Raw genomic sequence first — 22497 nt, 5'->3', positions numbered from 1 at the left:
TATTTTCATACTGTCGTCAGATTGCTCTTGTCCGCATCTGCATAGACGTAATGCGAATAATAGAGTAAGGCGAGGGCGTAAAACATAATGGTGTACGGATACATCTCAAAGAGAGACATAACCCAAAGACATGCCACAGCCAGAAGCAGCAGCTGCATGTTCTTTATCTTCAGATACGGCATAATGGTCTTCACCACCTTGCTGCATATCATTATATATATGCTCAGCAATATCACTCCGCCATGTATGAGGATGGAGAGAATATAGTTGTGAGGACCGATGGCGAAGGCCGACATATTGGCCTTGAACCAGTCGGCATCGGCGAATCCCCAACCCCAGATGGGCGACTCTTCTATTATCTTCAGGGCGCTTTCCCACATGTGTGTACGGTAAGTGAAGGTAAGGTCCTTCTTCAGCACATCCTCCACGATGTATACCGCAAGCCCGTTGTTCTCAAGTCCGCGTCCGTTGAACACCACAAATATCTGGAAGAGCAGAAAGACGACGAACAGTCCACATATGGCAGTCATCCGCAACTTGGACGTCGGCAGCAGACAGCAAACAAGAAAAACGAGAATCATCGATAGGGATGTCATCGAACCTACCATCGCCAACGAAGCTATAATGACAATGGCAAGGGCAATAAAGTTGATGAGCCAGATGCGTGAATAACGCAGACAAAGGACATTACTTGCCAACGCCACCATCATTCGGCATCCCATCTGATTGTAGTTATTGCCGAACAGATAGCCCGTCGCGTCCTTATAGTCGTCAACAAGCCAAAGAAGCGGATGCGTCACGAGGTGGACAAAGTTAATCCACACACAGACCGTGAAAGCTACGGTGAAGCACTTTATCACCATATCCATGCGATGACGGTAATAACGCATGATGAGCAACATGAGCCAGATGAAGACACTGTTGTAAATGGCATTGCGGATGTCGTTGACATTTACTACGGTTAGTCCGATAAGAATAAAAAGATACAGGAAATTGAGAAAGCCGTATTGCGACATTTCCTTTTCACGCGCAACTAACGCCAGCATAAACAGAAAACTGACAAGGTTAATTGCTAAAACACCATACGAAAGCGCCGGCATCTTGAGTTCTGACAGCGAAATGGTGACATTCAACACAACGAAGAATATCATCATAAACGGCAATAGCGTCATGTCATGCAGACTGACGCGAGTGGACACTTTGTCGAAATATAGTGGTATTCGCTTTAAACGGAACAGCGACATTTATGGTTCTCCTTTTAATAAATAAATGGGAAGGCGACGATGCGCCTCCCCTTATGTTTATGCTTTTGTAAAGAGCTGCTTGCGCGCAAGCCACAAGGCTGTGACGAATGTGGCAAGGAAGCACATACCAAGTATGAAGATGATGCGCTTCGGACCGGCTGGCTTCACCGGCACGGTTGCACACTGCAACGTCGTGAACGCCGGAGTCTTCTCCTGGAGCTTGGCGCGCATGGCTTCAAGCTGTGTGCGCATGGCGCTGTAGGTGTTGAACTTCAGCTGCATCTCGTTCTCCAGTTCGTCGCGCTTCGAGAGGAACGACTGCAGCATAACGTCCTGGTTGGCATCGCAGTAGGCGCTGTATATCTGTGCGCAGTATTCGTACTCCTTCTTCGACTTTACGGCGAGCTTCTCGTAGTGCTCAACGTCTACGCGCGCCTTGTTGGTGCGGTAGCGTGTGATGAAGTCCTGAAGATGCACACGCACCGAGTCTGCCATCGTAGCGCAGACAAGCGGGTCCTGTGCTTCTACCTTTATGGTTATCACCTCCGTTTTCTTGTCTACATCGCAACTGATATTACTTTTTATTTCATCAAGCAATTTTGAGTCTCTCTCCGACATACGGAACGGATCCATCTGCGCACCGCTGCGCAAGCCTTTCGTGTTTTCCTTCTTCTTGAAGCAAGAAGTAACCTTGCGCATCACATACTTGAACGGAGCCGTTATCGGGTTCTTCTCCTGATGCTTGCGCATATATGTGTAGTAGTCGGTGCTCAGGCTCTTGTCCATCGTTGTCACCTTGATGCCAAGCAGACCGATAATAAACTCGTTCGACTCGACCAACTCAGGATAGAGCAATGGATAGATGGCGTCCTGCGAAGAACCGCCGAGGTTTACGCCGAACTGGGAAGCAAGCGACGAGAGTCCGCCGGCTATATTCTCGCTCGTTGCCTCCGGCGCCAGCGTCACGTTACAACGGTAGTAGCGTGGTTGTGGAAAGATATATAGGCACGACAGCACAAACACTATCGGCAGAACGATGAAGAAAACCTTCTTCTTCGACTTAAGCAACTTGAACACCTCTACGAGGTCAATCACGTCTTTCTTTTGTTCGCTCATTGTTATATGTTATTCTATACAATCTGTTTGTATAATTCTCTGTACAATCTGTTTATTTACGTTCTGAGAATCCGCGATGGGATTCTCAGAACTGATATCTTTCTCAGACCTTACTTCGTAATGATGTTACTGATTGTAGCGATCATCGCAGCGATTGACGACATGCTCGATCCCATACTCATCATCTCGGCAGCTGACATCTTGCGCTTCAGCTTAGCAGGCACCACAATCTCGCAGCCCGGCTGCACCTTCGCTCCGTGACTCAGCTTCGACACCTTGCCGTTCATATATATAATGTATGCACGGCCCTTAACGGCGTCTGAAGCGTAGCCGCCTGCCTGGTCGATGTAGTAGCCAGCACGCTTTCCGCGCTCGTAAGCCACGGTATTGGCGTACATCACAGCTCCGTTCACCTTCACCGTTCCGTTATACTGCGGCACAATAAGGCGGTCGCCGTCGCGCAATACGAGGTCGGCGTCAGAGCCCGGATTCTTCATAGCCTCAGCAAGGTCGATACCTACGGGATACTCGTCGGGCACCTGGAACTTCTCGATGTTGGCCTTTGTAGCGTCCTGGGCTGTAGACTGCAGAGCTGCGGCGTTGTTTGCACTTGCCGAGAGCTGCAAAAGGTTCTTCTTCTGTTCCTCCTGCTGCATCTTCAGTACGGCCTCCATACGTGCCTTTTCTGTTTCGTTAGCCTTGCGCATGAGTCGCGCACCCTTGATATAAGCGAGTCCGTTCGAGCCGCCCGACTTCTTGAAGAGGTCGCTCAAGCGTGTGTTGTTGCGCTCCAGAGCGTAGGTTCCGGCGAAGAGCACCTCGCCTTCTACCGACACGTTCTGCTGCTCGGTGTAGCCCGGCGAGCGCATTACGTACACTTCGTCGAAGGGCATGAGCGTCAGCGTGCGGTCGCCGTCAACAGCAAAGTTGTCTTTCAGCGCCACGTTGAATGTCTTTGCGATGACGCTGTCTGGACGCAACGCCTTCGGGTCGCTCACACGTCGGCTAATGCTCACGTTCATGAGCGACGCCTTGTCGGTGAGACCGCCAGCCTGTATGATGAAGTCCTCAACAGTCTCGTTGTCGGCGTACTTATATACACCGGGATACTGCACCTCGCCACGTATCGTGAGCGTTCGGTCGGACATCTTCTCTGTCTTGGTAGCCACAAAGAGCACGTCGTTCTCCTTCAATGGGATGTCGGCTACACGACCGCTCATAATGCCCTCGATGTCTACGCTGACCACCTCAAGAGTGCGGTCTGCCTTCATGCGGTGCATCACGGCACGCGAAGTGATAGCATCTTCTGTAACACCGTCGGCGTGCTCGATGAGCGAACGTACGCTGTTCACCTGCTCGCCGAGGTTATACATACCCGGACGGAACACAGCTCCCTTCACCTCAACGGTGTTGGCGTAGCGTGCCATGATTGAGTCAACAGACACAGAGTCGCCGTCGGCTACATGGAAGCTCGCAAAGTCGAACTCCTCCACGTTATATGCCGAGTATTCCTTTCCGTTCTTACGGTTCACACGCACGGCCTTCTTGTAAGCGTCGCCAGTGAAACCGCCCGTGTATTTCAGCAACGAAGCGATCGACTCGTTGGGTTTCATCTCGTAGAACATAGGACGCTTCACCTTACCCGTCACGTTCACAAGACAGTCGTACGGACCTACAACAACCACGTCGTTGTCGGCGAGACGCACATTGCCCGTGAGCTTTCCGTTGAGGATATAGTCGTAGATGTCGACGGTTGTTATAAGACGGTTGTTGCGATATACCTTGATATTACGGAGCGTACCGATGTCGTTTGTGCCGCCAGCCATATAGAGGGCGTGGAAGACAGTAGCGAAAGCCGAGAGTGTGTAGGTACCAGGTGTCTTCACCTCGCCCATCACGTTAACAATGATAGTGCGTGTCTGACCTACCGACAGCTTTACCTTCGAACTGCTATAGCGTGCGCCAAGCGTAGAGCGAAGGCGTCTGTTAGCCTGATCAACTGTAAGTCCGCCAACATGTACGGGTCCGAAACCTTCGATGGTTATCTCGCCCTCAGGCGACACGGTGCACTGCTCCGACTTCTGCGAAGCGCCGTAGATATCAACGAAGACAGCATCGCCCGGACCGAGAACGTAGCTCTGCGGTGTAGCGATGTTCATGTTCGGCTCGAACGAGAGTTCCTGGTTGTTGAAGATGTCGCGTCCGAACACTTTCTTCTTCAGAGCGTCGCGCTCAGCAAGCAGCTGCTCAAGCATCTGCGCTGTATCGGGCACAAGCTCGAACATCTCGCGCTGATAGTCCATAAACTCCTCATCGGTCTCGTCGTAGGTGTTCTTGTACTTGCGGTCGCGTTCTGCCTTCAGGCGCATGCTCGAATACTGCGAAGCCTTCTGCGTAGCCTCCTTGCCATAGTCGTCACGCTTTGTCAGTTCGCGCGGATTGCCGTTGTTGGTACGCAGACGCGACTCGTCCTTGCCCGTCGTGTTGTCCGACACATTACCCAATCCGCCCTGCTTCATCTGGCGTTCGTACTTGTTGCGCACGCGGCGAATCTGCGAGATGTCCACACCACGCTGCATAAGCTTGGTCACAATCTCCGACTGCGACTTACCTGAGTTGTGTTCCTTCACGATGTACTGCATCACCTGCTGGTCGGTCATCGACGACTGTGCCATGGCAGCCAACGGCAGGAACATGAACAGAAACAGATAAATAACGTATTTCTTCATTGTCAATATTGTTTTCTTTAAATAACTCTTTTTTCGTTGTTTTATTGTATTACAGCTTGCCAAGTGTCTTCTGATACACATCTTTAAGCACAAGTCCGGCTATCGTGAAGCCGAATATTGCCGTGATGTGCGCCATCGAACCATTTGTCTGCGCCTTCTGTATCAGGCAGGGGTCGTTACCTGTGTCGCTACCACGATTGTCAAGCAGTTCCTCGCTGTATACGCACTGGAACTTGTGCGCCGGTTTCAAACCTGCGCGCTTCATGCGCTTGCGCAGCGCCGATCCGAGCGGACAGCCGCGCACCTTCCAGAACTCAGTCACGCGTATTTGCGTAGAATCCATCTTCAACGCAGCGCCCATTGACGAGAAGAACACGGCATTGGTCTCGCAGGCACGCATTATGAGCGACACCTTGTCCTTCAGCGAGTCGATAGCATCGATGATATAGTCGTACTCTTCGAGATGGAACTCGGCTGCAGTCTCGTCGGTGTACATCTTCTGCAGAGCCGTGACCTCACAGTCGGGGTTTATCTCGAGCAGACGTTCGCGCAGCGCCTCCACCTTCACGCGTCCTATTGTGGCAGACGTAGCCATCAGCTGGCGGTTTACGTTCGAGGCGCACACGCAGTCGCAGTCGACTATCGTGATATGGCGTATGCCCGAGCGCACAAGACACTCGACACACCAGCTGCCTACGCCGCCCACACCGAAGACGATGACACGCTTCGACGCCAACGCCTCCATCACGTCTTCGCCCATGAGCAGTTCGGCGCGCTTGAATATTTCTTTCTCTTTAGTCATTGTAATACAAATAGATTCCTTGTACGTTCAAACCGACAGGCTTTTTTGTACGTTCAGACAAATCAGTTCTTCGTAACCTCTACAATCTTTGTGGGCTGCTGCTCCTTGTTACGACGGTTCACGACGGTGACAACGGCCTGTGCGAGGTTGATGAACGCCAGACCTGTTATGCTGTTGCTGTCAAGAGCGGCAGGTGTACCAGCGTCGCCATTCTCGCAGATGCCCTGCACGAGCGGTATCTGCGCGAGCAGAGGCAAGCCTTTCTCCTGCGCAAGCTGCTTGCAGCCTTCCTTGCCGAAGATGTAATACTTGTTCTCGGGCAGTTCGGCTGGTGTGAACCACGCCATGTTCTCCACGAGTCCGAGGATAGGCACGTTCACCTTGTCGTTCTCGTACATGTCGATGCCCTTGAGAGCGTCAGCGAGCGCCACCTTCTGCGGTGTGCTCACGATGACGGCGCCTGTGATTGCGAGAGTCTGGAGCAGTGTGAGGTGTATGTCGCTTGTTCCGGGAGGTGTGTCGAGCACGAAGTAGTCGAGCTCGCCCCAGTCGGCGTCGGCGATGAGCTGCTTAAGAGCGTTCGACGCCATGCCGCCGCGCCACAGAGTTGCGGTGTCGGGGTTTACGAAAAAGCCGATAGAGAGCAGCTTGATGCCATACTTCTCGATTGGCTCGATGAGGTCGCGACCGTCTTTCTTCACAGCGTATGGACGTGCGTCTTCTACTTGGAACATCTTCGGAACCGACGGACCGAAGATATCGCAGTCGAGCAGACCTACCTTGTAGCCAAGACGTGCCAAAGCGATGGCGAGGTTGGCTGCGACGGTGCTCTTGCCAACGCCGCCCTTGCCAGAGCTGACAGCGATGACGTTCTTCACCTGCGGCAGCAGCTTGCCCACTTCCGGGCGCGGCTTCGAGAGGAATTCGGTCTCGATTGTCACCTCCACGTCTTTCGACACGTGATAGTGGATGGCAGCCTCAGCCGCCTTGATAGTCGACTTCATGAACGGGTCGGTATCGCGTGGGAAGACGAGTGTGAACTTCACTTTCATGCCGTTGATGCGCACATCGTCGGCAAGCATATTGCTTTCTATGAGGTTTTTCTTTGTACCTGCGTATATTACTGTTGCGAGTGCGTCAGTAATGAGTTTCGGATATAGGGTCATTTTGAGTTTTGAATTGTGAGTTTTGAGTTTTGAATTGTTGCGACATGCGTCGCAATTTTGAGTTTTGAGTTTTGAATTGTGAGTTTTGAGTTTTGAATTTTAAACAGAATAATTCAAAATTGAAAAACTCTTAATCGGCGTAGCCGACAATTCAAAATTCAAAACTCAAAATTCAAAACTTACAACGCAGTTGTTTTAGAGCTACGCTTGTCGCGGTGATACGAGCGATACTCGTCGAGCGGAATCTCCACCTCCGGCTCAAAGAGCTCGCCTTCGTGCGGCAATGCGAACTTCATGTACTTGATGTTCAGTCCGCGTTCTATCCACATGCTCTCGTAGTAGGTCTGTATGCCGAGAATCTCGTTGGTCTGTGCGTCGAGTCCTTCGGTATGATAGAGGTCTTCCGTGCGGAAAAGCAGCGGCAGGTTATTGCGCTGCTGCATGTATGTGGTGTATGTGAAGAGGAAGTTGGAGTCGGTCTTCAGATGAATCGTGCCGCCGTCCTGCAGGAAGCGGCGGTAGCGCTCCATGAAGTAGGTAGAGGTGAGACGCTTGCGCGGGTTCTTCATCTGCGGATCGCTGAACGTGAGCCATATCTCCTGCACCTCTCCTTCAGCGAAGAAGCGGTCTATAATCTCTATGTTCGTGCGCAGAAACGCCACGTTCTTAAGTCCTTCGCCGAGCGCCTGCGTAGCGCCGGTCCACATGCGTGCGCCCTTAATGTCTACGCCAATGAAGTTGACGTCGGGGAACATCTTCGCCAGCCCCACTGTGTACTCGCCTTTGCCGCAGCCCAGTTCGAGCACAATCGGGTTGTCGTTCTTGAAATACATCTCGCGCCAATGTCCCTTCATGTCGAACGGCACATTATCGGCTACCGAGAACGGATACTGAAACACGTTCTCGTATCGCTCCATATCGGCGAACTTCGCCAGTTTTCCTTTGCCCATTATAGTCTTTTAATTCACTTCGGAAAGAAGTATTTTTAAAAATTCGTCAATATAAGTTATCAACACTTCAAAAGTGCAAAGTTACGAAATAAAGGACGATTAGGCAAATTCGCAGGGTTAAAAATAGGTATTGCACACATATATGTATACAAATAAGGTGCAACGGCATAAACCGCTGCACCTCTTTTGATTGTTAACTTTAAACATCTTGCCCCACATATATGAGGCAGACTAGCTGTTATTCGATTACTACAGTTGTCCAACCGTGCTTGTCCTCCTCTGTGCCATACTGGATGCCACGCAGGTGGTTGTAGAGCTTGGTTGAAACGGGACCCGGCTTGCCGTCCTCGCTGAACGTGAAGCGCTGACCTGTGTCGAGATCGTCGATGTAAGAGATCGGGCTGATTACGGCTGCTGTGCCGCAAGCGCCTGCCTCCTCGAATGTAGCGAGCTCTTCCTCAGGAATCTGGCGACGCTCCACTTTCAGACCGAAGTCCTCAGCGAGCTGCATAAGACTCTTGTTCGTGATAGACGGAAGGATTGAGGTCGACTTCGGTGTTACGTATGTGTTGTTCTTGATACCGAAGAAGTTGGCAGCACCGCACTCGTCCATGTACTTCTTCTCCTTTGCGTCGAGATAGAACTCGCAAGCGTAGCCCTTCTCATGAGCGAGATGGTTGGCTCTGAGCGATGCAGCATAGTTGCCGCCCACCTTGTAGATACCGGTTCCGAGCGGAGCCGAACGGTCGTAGTCGCGTATGATGACGTACGGGTTTGTAGAGAAACCACCCTTGAAGTAAGGTCCTACCGGTGTGACGAAGATGATGAACATGTACTCTTCTGCCGGACGAACGCCAACCTGTGCCGATGTACCGATGAGGAGCGGACGGATGTAGAGTGTTGCGCCGCTCTCGTATGTCGGGATGTACTCCTGATTGAGGCGCACTACCTTCTTCACCATCTCCTCGAATAATTCTGTAGGCAGCTCTGGCATCATGATGCCGCGGCATGTAGACTGCAGACGTGCTGCGTTCTCGTCCATACGGAACACGCGCACCTTGCCGTCGGGGCAACGATATGCCTTCAGTCCCTCAAAGGCTTCCTGTCCGTAATGCAGACAGGTGGCTGCCATGTGAAGCTTAATGTACTCGTCGGAGCAGACTTCTATCTCGCCCCACTTGCCATTGCGGTAGCAACAGCGCACGTTATAGTCGGTAGGCATATAGCCGAACGACAACTCAGACCATGCTATATCTTTCATAAAACTTTAGGTTTTAATACGTTTCTTTTTCATAGCGGGGATATGCTCCCCTAACCGCAGGCAAAAGTAATAATAATAAAACAAACCTGCAACTATTTGCCGCAGATTAGAGATTATTAGCACAAAAAAGACGGTTGCGGACTGCGTTGTCAATTTTCTGCGCCGAGAATCTTGCGTATGTCCTCGTCGGTCTTCGTGAGTTTGTCCTTGCATTGCTTTATCAGCTTCTGCGCGGTCTTGAGTTGTTCACTGAGCGAGTCGATGTCGAGCTCGCCGTTCTCCATCTTTGCGGCTATGTCTTCCAACTGGCGCATCGCCGCTTCATATTTCTGTTCTTTGGGCATTTGGGTTGTTGTTTTTATTAGTGTGTGCAGTTAGGGGTGCAGTGCCATCTTCAAGGGGGTGCAGCTGTCTCAGCTGCACCAACCAAGCCTACAAAGCTATCTTCAAGGGGGTGCAGTTGTCTCCCAGGGGGTGCAGTTTCTCAACTGCACCAACCAAACAAAAGACTAATTGATCGGTACACTTGAGACAAGTGCACCCCCTATATTGCTGCCTCCTACTACTCTACTCTTGACTTGAACTTTCCTTTCTCCACATGCGTCTCCACCAGTGCACCCTTCGGTAGTTGTGCGGCGTCGCGCACGGCTTTGCCGTTGTAGGTCGTGATGCTGTAGCCGCGGCGCAGCAGGCGTTCGGGGTTTTCTGCCTCAACGCGCTGCGCAAGCAGTTCAAGACGGTGATGCTCAGTGTCGAGTCGGCGCTTCGCCGATGTCTCTATGGTATGTTGCAGGGTGTCGAGTCGCGTTTCCGCCGTAGCGAGGCGGCGACTCACGGCTGTGGCTATGCGCTGCATGAGGCGGTCGGCTCTGCCCCACTCCTTCGTCTTCACGAGCGAGAAGAGCATCGGTATGCGCTCTGCCATCGACGCCAGACGCACACGCTCCACATCCATGCGGCGCTTCACGCGGTCGGCTATGCGGTCGGCTGCCTGGTCGATGAGCTGCGCCGTACGCTGCAGATTGTCGATGAGATATTGGGCTGCGGCGGTGGGCGTCTTCATGCGTGCGAACGCCACCATGTCGAGCACACACTCGTCACGCTCATGACCGATACCGGTAATGATGGGCAGCGGGAAGTTGGCTACATTCTCTGCCAGGGCGAGTGTGTCGAAGCCCGACATATCGCTCGTGGCACCTCCACCGCGTATTATCACCACGGCGTCGAAGTCGTCCACGCGCTCGTATATGCGTCCGAGGGCGGCAATCACGCTCTGCTCCACGGCTTCGCCCTGCATGACGGCGCCGAACAGCTCCACCTTATATATATATCCTGCCTGATTGTCGTGCAACTGGCGGCAGAAGTCGCCGTAGCCGGCTGCTCCTTCGCTCGATATGACGGCTATGCGCTGTGCGAACATCGGCAACTGCAGCTCTTTCTGCAGGTCGAACACGCCTTCTGCCTTCAGCTGTCGCACTATCTCCTGTCGGCGCCGTGCCAGGTCGCCCATGGTGTACTCGGGGTTGATGTCGCTCACTATCCACGAGAAGCCGTAGGCGGCATGAAACTGCGCACGCACGCGCAGCAGCACCTTCATTCCGGCGTGCAGCCGCTGACCAGTGATGCGCTCGAACTTGGGGCGCAGCAGCGACCATCGCGACGCCCAGCACTTGGCTGAGGCGCGTGCCGTGGGCGTGTTGGAGAATTCGTCCTTCTCCACCAGCTCCATGTAGCAATGTCCGCGCACCTCGCGCGCCTCCGACAGCTCTGCCTCCACCCAGTACTCGTCGGGCAGACTGATGTCTACGACGGCTGCAACGAGCGAGTTTAGCTCGAGGAGCGAGAGGGGCTTGTCGAACGTGTCTTTGTTCATTGTTATATATAAATACTTGTTATGGTTTCGGCTTGTGGGTCGGAGCCTATCAACGTAAGAAGCCCTGCTTCTTGAGCACCTCCAGCAGTCCTGCAGACATAGCCTCGTTGTCCTTGCGTGTGTAGCGGCAGTCGGTGTACACCTGCGCAAGGGTCTGCTTGCCGTTCAAGCGAACGAACTCGCGATTCTCCTCCAGCGCTTCCTTCTCGGCATAGAAGCGGTCGATGCGCTCAGGGGTATAGTCGGTGTAGGTCTCCTCGTGCATGATGGCGTCGAGCGGCAGACGGTCGGTGAGCGCGGGCTGCTCGTCTGGCCAACCGAGCGTGATGGTAGCCACGGGCACCACAAGTTCGGGCAGCTGCAGCACGTCGATTATCATCTGCGGCATGTAGACCGTAGTGCCGAGGAAGCAGCATCCGAGACCCTCCTCTTCAGCAAGGTTGCAGAAGGTCTGGCAGAAGAGCAACGCGTCGGTGGCTGCGTTCTGAAAGGAGAGCATGTTGTCGTAGCCGGGGTCGGCGTTGCGGTTCTTTGCCCAAAGCGTAGTGCGGCGGTAGTCGGCGCAGAACGTGAGCACTACGGGCGCTCCCTCCACCATCGGCTGGTTGAAGTGTGCCGGCGCGAGGCGGCGCTTCTGTTCCTCAGAACGTGTCACTACTACGCTGTAAAGCTGCAGGTTGCCCATTGTCTGCGTGCGTTCCGCCTCGCTGAGCAGGCGGCGCAGCAACTTCTCGCTTACCGGAGCATCGGTATACTTGCGGATGCTGCGGCGTGTATTGATTGTCTTCATATTTCGGTTGTTATCGTTGTTTATGTTACTTTATTATTACCCAATGACCATTTTTGCGTCCACCCTCACGATTAAGTATTTTATGGTCTACTCGCAATCTCTTTATTTCGCGAGATATCGTACTTTCAGACAACGCCGTCTTTCTTGCCATTTCAGATATTGTTATCTTGTCATTTTCTGATATGAAAGAAATCAGAACTCGCTGAATATCAGTAAATTCTTTCTTATCACCTTTCTTGTCATCTTTCTTGTCATCTTTCTTGTCATCTTTTATTACAGGAACGCCAAGACAATGCTGATTGCAAGGAATATCTATCAAAAAGAAGGTTCGCTCTTCATCTGTTTCAATCGTTGCTCGCGGCGATCCGTTCTCCTGCAGTTTCTGCTGAATAGTGGGTATTCCAGTAGCTCTTCCTTCTGTCAAATTAAGTTCTTTCAAGAATTCTCCTAAACGTCTATTGTTATAACGGCGAGAACGCAGCATACGGGCTTCGCGTATAGCTTCAGACGATATGGTATGATTCGGACCACCAAAATTGAGAATACTGATTTTGTCTGGTTCTACAGTAATCTCAACAGGTTCACGCTCCAAGTAGTCACGGTGATAGAGACTATTAACTACTGCCTCCTCCAAAGCCTGATAAGGATAATTGTATACGACAACAGAACGTTCTGTATCCTCTGGCTTGTGTATTATCTTTTGTATGATGTTCGTCTTGAGATAGTTCAGTGTGTCCCGAATCATCTTAGGCACACAACCTCTGATTGGTGCAATCTCTATCATATTATCAGGGTCTTGCAATCTGCCTTTGGGAAATATTACAATCTCCACCTGTGTCATCTTGAAAAACCTCTCAGGATGGTCGCAAAACATCATGGCAGCCACATTCTTCACCTTGAAGCCCTCAGGTGTCACCTCCAACAGATCCATCTGGTCGAGAACATTTTTTAGGTTATTGCCAGATAGGTCTTGATCTGACAAGTCGCTACCTACCTCAACAAGAAAATCCCTCAGCAATGCCGTTGAGATATCCTTTAAAGTGATTGTATCACTACCACGATCATCAAACGGAGTACGATTTGCCAGATTTATCAACTCGCGCTCGTATTCGTCTTTAGGCACAATACTGCTACTATTATAGCGAATGTAATAGTTGAAGTCCTTTTGCTTGGAAGTGATACGTTCTGGCACCTTATAAGGGCGGCGTTCTCCTGCTGCCACTTTTATTATTAGAACAATCTTACCATCAACCTCCTCTATAAAAAGACGAGGCTGATAATAAGGACGGATAAGATTATTGTATCCAACCATATCTTTCTCTATCTGTTCTATTTTTTCCGGCTCAACTCCCAATACCGGACGCACAGCACACCCGTGTTCCTCTTTCACTCCCACAATAATATAGCCACCACCGGTGTCTTCAAAATCATTTGCAAACGCACAAACGCTTCTGTATATAGCATCTGGGTTCCAACCCTCCTTAAATTCAAGCTGATTACTTTCGACAGCACTTCCACTAAGAAGGCTCTCTATATTTATCGGTAACGCCATAAATGTATAAAATGTAGGTTCGAAAAATATATGCTAAACACTAACTGCTTACATACTGCGACAGCGATTATCGCTGAAGACAAAGTTACGGATTTTTTCCGTATTGCGAACGACTTATGCAAAGTTTTTTGCATATATTGCAATCGCATAAAAATATTCGCCTCAATATGTAATAAACACCGAAGGCTTGCGTTTACTAAATATAAAACATCTCTAAAACGTATAAAATAGCTCTGCCTATGAAGTATTTTACTAAAGAAGAACTACAGCCTTCGGAAAAGACGCTGAGCTTTATCCGACAGATAGCCTACTCCTACAGATTGGCGCAGGCTAACAACCGCAATAAACCTTATTGCGTTAGCTAACACAACACCTCCAACAACACTCTAAAAAAAGAAAACAACGTAAACAAAGAAAGTAAATAAAATAAACAGGAATGGAAACTCTCATATCACCTTCGCTTCTCTCAGCGAACTTCATCGACTTGCGTTCGGACATCGACATGATAAACCGCAGCGAGGCCGACTGGTTGCACCTCGACATCATGGACGGCGTGTTCGTGCCTAACATCTCGTTCGGATTCCCCGTCATACAGGCTGTTGCAAAGGAGTGCAAGAAGCCGCTCGACGTTCACCTGATGATTGTGCATCCGGAGAACTACATCAAGCAGGTGGCTGCTACGGGCGCCATGATGATGAACGTACACTACGAGGCGTGCACTCACCTGCACCGCACCGTTCAGGAGATTCACGCTGCGGGCATGAAGGCTGGCGTGACGCTCAACCCGCACACTCCGATGAGCATGCTCGAGGACATCATCTGCGATGTGGATATGGTGCTGCTGATGAGCGTCAACCCGGGCTTCGGTGGACAGAAGTTCATACCCAACTCGGTAGAGAAGACAAAGCGCCTGCGCCGCCTCATCGACGAGTCGGGCAGCAAGGCTCTCATACAGATAGACGGCGGCGTAGACGACAAGTCGGCTCCGCTGCTCGTGGCTGCTGGTGCCGACGTGCTCGTGAGCGGCAGCTACGTGTTCAAGGCTGCAGACCCTATCGCTACGATACACAGTCTGAAGCATTGCCTCTAAGCACAGTTATTGCTGGCTATCCAGCACTCTATAAAGCATAAAAAGCGGAAACCTTCATCGTAAAGGTCTCCGCTTTTTCTATTTTACATTACTTTTAACGCTTGTCTTTTACATTGCCATTCACGCTTTGTCTTTTACATCATTCACGCTTTTTACGGCATCACCCTACAAAGCGTTTTCGTGGACGCCAGAGACGGCACGACCGCTCGGATCGTTCATGTTCTTCCACGCCTCGTCCCACTCCAGAGCCACTGCTGTAGAGCAAGCCACACTTGCCTCGTGAGGCACGCTGCGGGCCGCACTCTCGCTCGGGAAATGCTCTTCGAAGATGGAACGGTAGTAATACTCCTCCTTGCACAGCGGCGTGTTGATGGGGAAACGCTCTTCAGCATGCGCCATCTGCTCGTCGGTGACAGCCTCTGACGTTATCTTCTTCAAGATGTCAATCCACGAGTAGCCTACGCCGTCGCTGAACTGCTCCTTCTGTCGCCACGCCACCTCCTCAGGCAGCATGTCCTCGAACGCCTCACGCACGATGCGCTTTTCTATAGACGCCTTGGGGTCGGCTTCGCCCGACCGAGATGCTGGGAGAACGCTGCACATCTTAGCCTTGGGATTGGTGCGCATAGCCACATCAAGAAACTCCTTGTCGAGGAACGGCACACGACCTTCCACACCCCACGCCGAGAGACTCTTGTTGGCACGCAGACAGTCATACAGATGCAGCTTCGAGAGCTTGCGCACGGTCTCCTTATGAAACTCCTCTGCCGAAGGAGCCTTGTGGAAGTAGAGGTAGCCACCGAAAATCTCGTCGGCTCCCTCGCCCGAAAGCACCATCTTTATGCCCATCGACTTTATCACACGCGCCAGCAGATACATCGGCACGGAGGCACGCACGGTAGTTATATCGTAGGTCTCGATGAAGTAGATAACGTCGCGCAGGGCGTCCAGTCCTTCCTGAATGGTATAGTTGATTTCGTGATGCACCGTGCCTATGTGGTCGGCTACCAGACGCGCCTTCGCCAAGTCGGGCGCTCCCTTTAGCCCCACGGCAAACGAGTGGAGACGCGGCCACCAGGCACGGCTTCTGCTGTCGGTCTCTATACGGCGTTCGGCGTAGCTCTCGGTGATGGCGCTGATAACGCTGCTGTCGAGTCCGCCCGAGAGCAGCACTCCGTAGGGCACGTCGCTCATCATCTGGCGTTTCACGGCAGCGCAAAGACTCTTGCGTATTGCGTCGCTGCTCGCCGTGTTGTCCTTCACATTGTCGTACTCCATCCAGTCGCGCTTGTACCAACGCTTCATTCCGGGGTCCTTGCTCCAGTAGTAGTGGCCCGGCAGAAAAGGCTCATAACGCTCGCACTCACCCTCCAAGGCCTTAAGCTCGCTTGCCACAAACACCTTTCCGTCGGCGTTGTATCCGATATAAAGAGGTATGACGCCTATATGGTCGCGGGCGATGAGGAAAGCGTCCTGCTCCTCGTCATAAAGAGCAAAGGCGAAGATGCCGTTCAGATCTTCGAGAAAGTTGACGCCCTTGTCGCGATAAAGCGCCAGAATAACCTCGCAGTCGCTGCCCGTCTGGAAATCATAACGCCCCTTGTATCTTTCTCTTATCTCCTTGTGGTTGTATATCTCACCGTTCACAGCCAGCACCTGCTTGCCGTCGGGCGAAAACAGAGGCTGACCTCCACTCTCCGGGTCGACAATGCTCAGTCGCTCGTGAGCCAGTATGGCGCTTCCCGAACAATGAATGCCGCTCCAGTCAGGACCGCGGTGACGTATCTTCTTGCTCATGCCAAGTGCCTTGCTGCGCAGCTCTGGCGTCTGCTCCTTAACGTTGAATATTGCTACTATTCCGCACATAATACTCTCTATCTAATTGTAAATAAAACTACAAAAACATTCAATTCACTCAAAGCGACTGCAGGTAGCTATCCACCTTCTGCGCCGCATCGCGACCGCTTGCCATAGCTCTCACCACAAGCGAGGCTCCGTTCAAGGCGTCGCCGCAGACGAAGACGTTCTCCGGATAGTCGGGATGCTGCGGTTTGAGGAATCCCATCGCAAGGAAGCAAGCCTCGCACTTTATCACCTCTGGGTCGCCAGCCTCAACCATTGTCGGACGGCCGCCTTCAGGGTTTGGCTGCCAATCGATGGGCTGCACTCTAACGCCGCACAATCTGCCGTTCTTGCCTATAAACTCCAGCGTGTTGATGTTCCAGCGGCGCGTACATCCCTCCTCGTGGCTCGACGTGGTCTTGAGCACGCGCGGATAGTTAGGCCACGGATTCTTCGGATCGTCGAGCCCCTCTACGGGGCGTGGCATAATCTCTATCTGAGTTACGCTCTTGCATCCCTGACGATGCGCTGTGCCTATGCAGTCCGAACCGGTATCGCCACCGCCGATGACCAGAACGTCCTTGCCCTTGCAGGTGACACGCTCGTCCTTCGAGTACTCTGCTCCAGATAGGACGCGGTTCTGTTGCGAGAGCAGCTCCAAGGCGAGGTGCACACCTTTAAGTTCACGGCCGGGCACGTTCTTCAGATCGCGAGCCTCGGGCGTTCCTGTAGCAATGACATAGGCGTCAAAACCTTCGGGTAGCGAACTGGTTTCCACTACCGTATTGTATACGAACCGTATGCCTTCCTCCACGAGTATGTCGAGTCTACGGTCGATGATATGCTTCGAGAGCTTGAAGTTTGGAATGCCGTAACGCAGCAAGCCGCCAGCTGCCTCGTTCTTGTCGAACACGGTGACGGCGTAGCCCATACGGTTAAGGCGGTTGGCTGCCACAAGACCGGAAGGTCCGGCACCAACGACCGCAACACTCTTGCCGTTACGCGGGAAGATCATCGGCTTTATATAGTCCTCGTGCCATGCTGTCTCTGTAATGGCAGCCTCGTTCTCGCGGTTGGTGACCGGAGCATGATCGGTAAGATTGAGCACGCAAGCCTTTTCGCAGAGCGCAGGACAGATGCGGCCGGTAAATTCGGGGAAGTCGTTAGTGGCATTGAGCAGACGGTAAGCCAGTTCCCAGTCGCCCTTGCAGAGAGCGTCGTTCCATTCCGGATCCTTATTGCCCAACGGACAAGCCCAATGGCAGAACGGCACGCCACAGTCCATGCAGCGGCTGGCTTGAGCCATGCGGTCACGCGAGTTGAGAGTCTGCTCTACCTCGCCAAAGTCGTGTATTCTTTCGTGCAAAGGACGATACCCGGCTTCCAGCCTGGGCACTTCCATGAAAGCTTTTAGTTTTCCCATCTTTTTCTTAGTTGTTTATTAGTTGCATATTGGCGATCTTCTCTTCAAGCTGGCGCATCTTCTCCTCCTGAAGCACTCGCTTGTATTCGATTGGAGTGACAAGAATGAAGTCCTCTACGTAGCGGTTCCAGTCGTCAAGCATGCGACGTGCCAAGGCTGAGCCTGTGTAGAGATAGTGCTGTCGAATGAGTTCGTGGAGTTCCTTGCGTGCCGAGCTTTCCTCGACGAGCGAAATCTCCACCTGATCCATATTGCAGAAATAATCAAAAGTATGTTCGCGGTCCCAGACGTAAGCCAGACCTCCGCTCATACCGGCTGCGAAGTTGCGTCCTATCTGTCCGAGCACAACAACACGACCACCGGTCATATACTCGCAGCAATGGTCGCCTGCACCTTCTATTACGGCTGTGGCTCCCGAGTTGCGTACACCGAAGCGCTCGCCCACACGACCGTTCACATACAGTTCGCCATCGGTTGCGCCGTACAGTCCTGTGTTGCCGGCAATGATATTGTCCTCAGCCACGAAATCTGCACTCGAACGCGACGGAGGCAGAATACTGATGCGTCCGCCGGAGAGTCCCTTTGCGAAATAGTCGTTGGTCTCACCTTCCAGACGCACATTGAGACCGCGTACGGCGAAAGCTCCGAAACTCTGTCCTGCCGAACCCTTGAACTTTATGTTGATTGTAGAATCGGGCAGTCCTTCTTCGCCATATCGCTTGGCTATTACGCCCGAGAGCATGGTCGTGACAGCACGGTCGGTGTTCTTGATGGCGTAGTCGAGATTCACCTCTTCCTTGTTTTCGATAGCCTTCTCGCAGGCGCTTATGATGTCTTCGTCCTTTACGCCGCTCACTTTTGTGAACTCGCTACGATCCCAATACAGAGCCTTCTCCGTATCAGGACGGTGGAGCAGTCGGCTGAAGTCGATGGTTCCCAACTTTGACGCCTTGTCCTGCGGTATAACCTCTATCAAGTCGGTGCGACCGATGATGTCCTTAAGATGTCTTACGCCAATCTCAGACAGGTATTCGCGCGTCTGCTGAGCAAGGAACGTGAAGAAGTTGACCACGTATTCGGCACGTCCGCGGAACTTGGCGCGAAGGGTTTCGTCCTGCGTTGCCACACCTACCGGACATGTATTTGTATTGCACTTGCGCATCATCAGACAGCCGAGCACGATGAGCGGCAACGTACCGAATGAGAACTCGTCTGCACCAAGCATAGCCATAACGATTACGTCGCGTGCCGTCTTGAGTTGTCCGTCAGTCTGCAGGCGAACCTGGTCGCGCAGACCGTTGAGCACGAGTGTCTGCTGAGCCTCAGCAAGACCTATCTCCGGCGAGATGCCGGCAAAACGCATTGACGAAACCGGACTTGCTCCCGTTCCGCCCTCAGCGCCTGAGATGACGATGAGGTCGGCCTTCGCCTTTGCCACACCGGCTGCAATGGTGCCCACACCGCTCTCTGCCACAAGCTTAACGCTGACTGCGGCTGTCGGATTGATATTCTTAAGGTCGAAAATCAGCTGGGCAAGATCTTCGATAGAATAGATATCGTGATGCGGTGGGGGCGATATAAGCGTAATGCCTGGTATGGCGTTACGTGTCTTGGCGATAATCTTGTTCACCTTGAAGCCGGGCAACTGTCCGCCTTCACCAGGCTTTGCGCCCTGCGCCACCTTTATCTGCAACTCTTCGGCGTTGACAAGATATTCGGCTGTAACGCCGAAACGACCCGAAGCAATCTGCTTTGTCTTGCTGCTAAGCGACACGCCGTCCACCGTTGTGTGGTAGCGGGCGTTGTCCTCGCCACCCTCACCCGTATTGCTTCGTGCGCCGAGACGGTTCATCGCCAAGGCAAGAGCCTCATGAGCCTCGATGCTGAGCGCTCCGAACGACATGGCACCCGTAACGAAGTGGCGTACGATGCTCTCCACCGGCTCCACTTCGTCGAGCGGTGTAGGCGTTGCAGCCTTCTTGAAGGTGAGCAGATTGCGAAGGAAGATGGGGCGCTGGCCCTTTGCGGTGTCTCCCGTAGCTGAATGGGTGTCAACGATTGCTGCCCACTCCTTAAACTGCTTATAGCTGCCCAAGCGTGTGGCAAGCTGCAGCTTCGTGATGGTTTCTGGGTTCCACGCATGTTCTATGCCGTCCTTTCTATAACTGAACAGACCGTTGTTCGGCAGGAAATACTTCTCCTCTGCCTTCACAACCGGAGACGGGAAGAAAGCTCTCTGATTAAGCTCCGTGTATTCTCTCGCGATATCCTTCAGTCCGATACCGCCGATGGTGCTAAGCTCCGTGCCGAAGTGTTTTCTGAGCAGAGCCTCTGATATGCCTATACTCTCGAATATCTTTGCGCCACGATAAGAGCGGATAGTAGAGATGCCCATCTTCGACATGATCTTCTTCAGACCCTTATCCACAGCCTTTATATAGTTTTGCTCGGCGGTATGGTATTCTTCCTGAATCTTATGCGTTGCGACCAGATGGTCTATAATGGCGAAGGTCATATACGGACAGATGGCGCTGGCTCCGTAGCCGAGCAGCAAGGCAGCGTGCATCACTTCCCTTATCTCGCCGCTCTCAACGATGATGGCGGTCTGTACGCGCTTGCCCACAGAGATAAGATAATGGTGAACGGCGCTGACAGCGAGGAGCGACGGTATGGCAGCATGCTTGCCGTCGATGTCGCGGTCGGTGAGGATGATGTAGTTGACACCCTCGTCCACGCTCTCCTCTGCCTTCTTGCACAGATTGTCGAGAGCGCTGCGCAGACTGCTTTCGCCTTTCTCCACCTCGAAGAGCATGGGCAGCTTCACGGTGTTGAATCCCTTGTAGCGGATATTGCAAAGCAGGTCGAGTTCGGTATTGGTGAGCACGGGTTGCGGCAGACGCACCATCTTGCAGTTGCTCTCGTCGGGAGTAAGGATTCCGCTGCCCACACGTCCTATATATTCGGTAAGCGACATCACCAGTTCCTCACGTATAGGGTCGATGGCAGGATTGGTGACCTGCGCAAACTGCTGACGGAAATAGTTGAACAACAGCTGCGGGCGCTCGCTCAGTACGGCGAGCGGCGTGTCGTTGCCCATGGCAGCCACCGGCTCCTGTCCATTTGTACACATAGGTATGATGGTGCGTTCGATGTCTTCTTCTCCGAAGCCGAAAGCGCGCAGCTTCGTATCGTAGTCGGCTACGGAGTTGGCTACCTTGCGACCGCTCTTGAGGTTCTCAAGCTGAATGCGTCCTGTAGAAAGCCACTGGCGGTAAGGATGCTCGTGAGCCAGCTTGTCCTTTATCTCGCCGTCGTAATATATCCTGCCTTCCTCGGTGTCGATAAGCAGAATCTTGCCTGGCTCGAGACGTCCCTTGCTGACCACATCCGACGGCTCGAAGTCCATCACGCCGACCTCGCTTGCCACCACCATCATGCCGCTCTTGGTTATCGTGTAGCGCGACGGGCGCAGACCGTTGCGGTCGAGCATACCGCCTGCGTACCTGCCGTCAGAGAACATAAGCGCTGCCGGTCCGTCCCATGGTTCCATCAGGATGGAGTAATACTCGTAGAAAGCCTTGAGGTCTTCCGATATAGGATTCTTGTCGTTGAACGATTCGGGCACAAGGATAGCCATGGCTTGAGGCAGACTCATGCCGCTCATTATAAGGAACTCGAACACGTTGTCGAGCGAGGCGGAGTCGCTCATGTCTTCCTCTACGATGGGCAGGATGTCCTTGATGTCGCCCAAAGCGCCCGAACTGAGCACGCTCTCTCGTGCCTTCATCCACGCACGGTTGCCGCGTACGGTGTTTATCTCGCCGTTGTGGCAGAGCAAGCGGAAGGGCTGAGCCAGTTTCCATTTCGGGAAGGTATTGGTTGAGAAGCGGCTATGCACAAGAGCCAGTCCTGAGGTGAAGTAAGGATTGGTCAGGTCCTGGTAGAAGCGGCGCAATTGCCCGCTGGTGAGCATACCCTTGTAAACGATGTTCTTTGAAGATAAAGAGCAGATATAGAAAGAATCGATACCAAGCGGCAGGATTCTGCGCTCGATGCGCTTTCTTACTTTATAGAGTTTGGTTTCGAGCGAAACGGCATCGGTGCCTTCCGAAGAAGTGGAGAGCGAGGGCGTAGGCGCCACGAACATCTGGCGTATCGCTGGCATCACTTCGCGTGCTGCCACACCCGGCACGTCTTCGTTGACGGGCACGTTTCGCAGGTGTGTCAGTTCGAGGCCTTCGCGTTCTATCTCCTCGATCATGATGTTCAGAATCCGGTTCTGCAGCTTCTCGTCTCGCGGAAGAAACACCAAACCTGTTCCGTAACGTCCCTTTTCGGGTACGGGAATGCCTTGCAGCAGAATAAACTCGTGTGGAATCTGAACCATTATGCCAGCACCATCACCTGTCTTGTCACGAGTCTCGGCTCCACGGTGCTGCATGTTCTCCAGCACACGCAGAGCGTTATCCACCAGCTCATGACTCTTGCCTCCATGTATGTTCACCACCATGCCTACGCCGCACGCATCGTGCTCGTAGGCTGAGGTATACAATCCTTGTTTTGCGTCCATAATATTATTTTGGTTGATACCTTAAAACATCTTCTTACTCGAATGAACTTATAAAATGTGTTTTCGGCTACAAAAGTAAGACTATCAAT

The 22497-nt window shown here is 52.5% G+C and carries 16 protein-coding genes; 2 read left to right on the top strand and 14 right to left on the bottom strand.

Annotated elements, in window-relative coordinates; all coding sequences use genetic code 11:
* Nucleotides 1–5 precede the first annotated feature (5 nt).
* The 11 genes from KTQ90_RS01235 to KTQ90_RS01185 form a co-directional block, all read right to left on the bottom strand.
* Entirely contained in the window at nucleotides 6–1154 is a 1149-nt protein-coding gene (locus tag KTQ90_RS01235; RefSeq protein WP_217316912.1) for an O-antigen ligase family protein, read from the bottom strand.
* A 147-nt stretch (nucleotides 1155–1301) separates the two neighbouring features.
* Entirely contained in the window at nucleotides 1302–2360 is a 1059-nt protein-coding gene (locus tag KTQ90_RS01230; RefSeq protein WP_217316911.1) for a GumC domain-containing protein, read from the bottom strand.
* Nucleotides 2361–2470: 110 nt separating this feature from the next.
* The gene (locus KTQ90_RS01225; protein ID WP_217316910.1) at nucleotides 2471–5089 is read right to left on the bottom strand and encodes an SLBB domain-containing protein; all 2619 of its coding nucleotides are present in this window, start codon (nucleotides 5087–5089) and stop codon (nucleotides 2471–2473) included.
* 49 nt (nucleotides 5090–5138) lie between these two features.
* Nucleotides 5139–5891: a tRNA threonylcarbamoyladenosine dehydratase gene (locus KTQ90_RS01220; RefSeq protein WP_217316909.1), complete on the bottom strand. Its 753-nt coding sequence runs from the start codon at nucleotides 5889–5891 to the stop codon at nucleotides 5139–5141.
* Between the two features lie 62 nt (nucleotides 5892–5953).
* Complete coding sequence (locus KTQ90_RS01215) at nucleotides 5954–7057, bottom strand: Mrp/NBP35 family ATP-binding protein (protein WP_217316908.1); 1104 nt, start codon at nucleotides 7055–7057, stop codon at nucleotides 5954–5956.
* Nucleotides 7058–7236: 179 nt separating this feature from the next.
* On the bottom strand, nucleotides 7237–8007 hold the full coding sequence (gene trmB / locus KTQ90_RS01210; RefSeq protein ID WP_217316907.1) for a tRNA (guanosine(46)-N7)-methyltransferase TrmB: 771 nt from the start codon (nucleotides 8005–8007) through the stop codon (nucleotides 7237–7239).
* Between the two features lie 238 nt (nucleotides 8008–8245).
* On the bottom strand, nucleotides 8246–9268 hold the full coding sequence (locus KTQ90_RS01205; protein WP_217316906.1) for a branched-chain amino acid aminotransferase: 1023 nt from the start codon (nucleotides 9266–9268) through the stop codon (nucleotides 8246–8248).
* 149 nt (nucleotides 9269–9417) lie between these two features.
* Entirely contained in the window at nucleotides 9418–9612 is a 195-nt protein-coding gene (gene xseB / locus KTQ90_RS01200; protein ID WP_022158882.1) for an exodeoxyribonuclease VII small subunit, read from the bottom strand.
* Between the two features lie 218 nt (nucleotides 9613–9830).
* Nucleotides 9831–11141 carry an exodeoxyribonuclease VII large subunit gene (gene xseA, locus KTQ90_RS01195; protein ID WP_217316905.1) on the bottom strand — a complete coding sequence of 437 codons (1311 nt, stop codon included), beginning with the start codon at nucleotides 11139–11141 and terminating at the stop codon, nucleotides 9831–9833.
* Between the two features lie 49 nt (nucleotides 11142–11190).
* Nucleotides 11191–11931 (bottom strand): nitroreductase family protein, encoded by a 741-nt coding sequence (locus tag KTQ90_RS01190; protein WP_217316904.1) that lies wholly within the window; start codon nucleotides 11929–11931, stop codon nucleotides 11191–11193.
* Between the two features lie 25 nt (nucleotides 11932–11956).
* Complete coding sequence (locus tag KTQ90_RS01185) at nucleotides 11957–13483, bottom strand: RNA-binding domain-containing protein (RefSeq protein WP_217316903.1); 1527 nt, start codon at nucleotides 13481–13483, stop codon at nucleotides 11957–11959.
* Nucleotides 13484–13722: 239 nt separating this feature from the next.
* On the opposite strand from KTQ90_RS01185, the gene KTQ90_RS13840 reads away from it, so the two are divergent.
* Both KTQ90_RS13840 and rpe read left to right on the top strand, forming a co-directional pair.
* Complete coding sequence (locus tag KTQ90_RS13840; RefSeq protein ID WP_022158886.1) at nucleotides 13723–13848, top strand: hypothetical protein; 126 nt, start codon at nucleotides 13723–13725, stop codon at nucleotides 13846–13848.
* Between the two features lie 71 nt (nucleotides 13849–13919).
* Nucleotides 13920–14573, top strand: coding sequence for a ribulose-phosphate 3-epimerase (gene rpe / locus KTQ90_RS01180; protein WP_217316902.1), 654 nt, complete (start codon nucleotides 13920–13922; stop codon nucleotides 14571–14573).
* A 165-nt stretch (nucleotides 14574–14738) separates the two neighbouring features.
* Here the strand turns inward: rpe and asnB are convergent, their stop codons facing one another.
* From asnB to gltB, 3 genes are read right to left on the bottom strand one after another with little or no spacing between them, the layout of a single operon-like run.
* Nucleotides 14739–16439, bottom strand: coding sequence for an asparagine synthase B (gene asnB / locus KTQ90_RS01175; RefSeq protein ID WP_217316901.1), 1701 nt, complete (start codon nucleotides 16437–16439; stop codon nucleotides 14739–14741).
* A gap of 49 nt (nucleotides 16440–16488) precedes the next feature.
* Complete coding sequence (locus KTQ90_RS01170; protein ID WP_217316900.1) at nucleotides 16489–17838, bottom strand: glutamate synthase subunit beta; 1350 nt, start codon at nucleotides 17836–17838, stop codon at nucleotides 16489–16491.
* A 7-nt stretch (nucleotides 17839–17845) separates the two neighbouring features.
* Complete coding sequence (gene gltB / locus KTQ90_RS01165; RefSeq protein ID WP_217316899.1) at nucleotides 17846–22408, bottom strand: glutamate synthase large subunit; 4563 nt, start codon at nucleotides 22406–22408, stop codon at nucleotides 17846–17848.
* Nucleotides 22409–22497: the final 89 nt, after the last annotated feature.

It is taken from the genome of Leyella stercorea (assembly GCF_019052365.1).
Taxonomy (GTDB): domain Bacteria; phylum Bacteroidota; class Bacteroidia; order Bacteroidales; family Bacteroidaceae; genus Prevotella.
This window is presented reverse-complemented; position numbering and strand designations above follow the sequence as displayed.

Bases quoted from the DNA above. Each gene is read 5' to 3' on its own strand.
- KTQ90_RS01225 (WP_217316910.1), bottom strand. From the start codon at position 5,089: ATGAAGAAATACGTTATTTATCTGTTTCTGTTCATGTTCCTGCCGTTG.
- KTQ90_RS13840 (WP_022158886.1), top strand. From the start codon at position 13,723: ATGAAGTATTTTACTAAAGAAGAACTACAGCCTTCGGAAAAGACGCTG.
- KTQ90_RS01220 (WP_217316909.1), bottom strand. From the start codon at position 5,891: ATGACTAAAGAGAAAGAAATATTCAAGCGCGCCGAACTGCTCATGGGC.
- KTQ90_RS01205 (WP_217316906.1), bottom strand. From the start codon at position 9,268: ATGAAAGATATAGCATGGTCTGAGTTGTCGTTCGGCTATATGCCTACC.
- KTQ90_RS01235 (WP_217316912.1), bottom strand. From the start codon at position 1,154: ATGATGATATTCTTCGTTGTGTTGAATGTCACCATTTCGCTGTCAGAA.
- asnB (WP_217316901.1), bottom strand. From the start codon at position 16,439: ATGTGCGGAATAGTAGCAATATTCAACGTTAAGGAGCAGACGCCAGAG.
- xseB (WP_022158882.1), bottom strand. From the start codon at position 9,612: ATGCCCAAAGAACAGAAATATGAAGCGGCGATGCGCCAGTTGGAAGAC.
- trmB (WP_217316907.1), bottom strand. From the start codon at position 8,007: ATGGGCAAAGGAAAACTGGCGAAGTTCGCCGATATGGAGCGATACGAG.
- KTQ90_RS01230 (WP_217316911.1), bottom strand. From the start codon at position 2,360: ATGAGCGAACAAAAGAAAGACGTGATTGACCTCGTAGAGGTGTTCAAG.
- KTQ90_RS01185 (WP_217316903.1), bottom strand. From the start codon at position 13,483: ATGGCGTTACCGATAAATATAGAGAGCCTTCTTAGTGGAAGTGCTGTC.
- xseA (WP_217316905.1), bottom strand. From the start codon at position 11,141: ATGAACAAAGACACGTTCGACAAGCCCCTCTCGCTCCTCGAGCTAAAC.
- KTQ90_RS01190 (WP_217316904.1), bottom strand. From the start codon at position 11,931: ATGAAGACAATCAATACACGCCGCAGCATCCGCAAGTATACCGATGCT.
- rpe (WP_217316902.1), top strand. From the start codon at position 13,920: ATGGAAACTCTCATATCACCTTCGCTTCTCTCAGCGAACTTCATCGAC.
- gltB (WP_217316899.1), bottom strand. From the start codon at position 22,408: ATGGACGCAAAACAAGGATTGTATACCTCAGCCTACGAGCACGATGCG.
- KTQ90_RS01215 (WP_217316908.1), bottom strand. From the start codon at position 7,057: ATGACCCTATATCCGAAACTCATTACTGACGCACTCGCAACAGTAATA.
- KTQ90_RS01170 (WP_217316900.1), bottom strand. From the start codon at position 17,838: ATGGGAAAACTAAAAGCTTTCATGGAAGTGCCCAGGCTGGAAGCCGGG.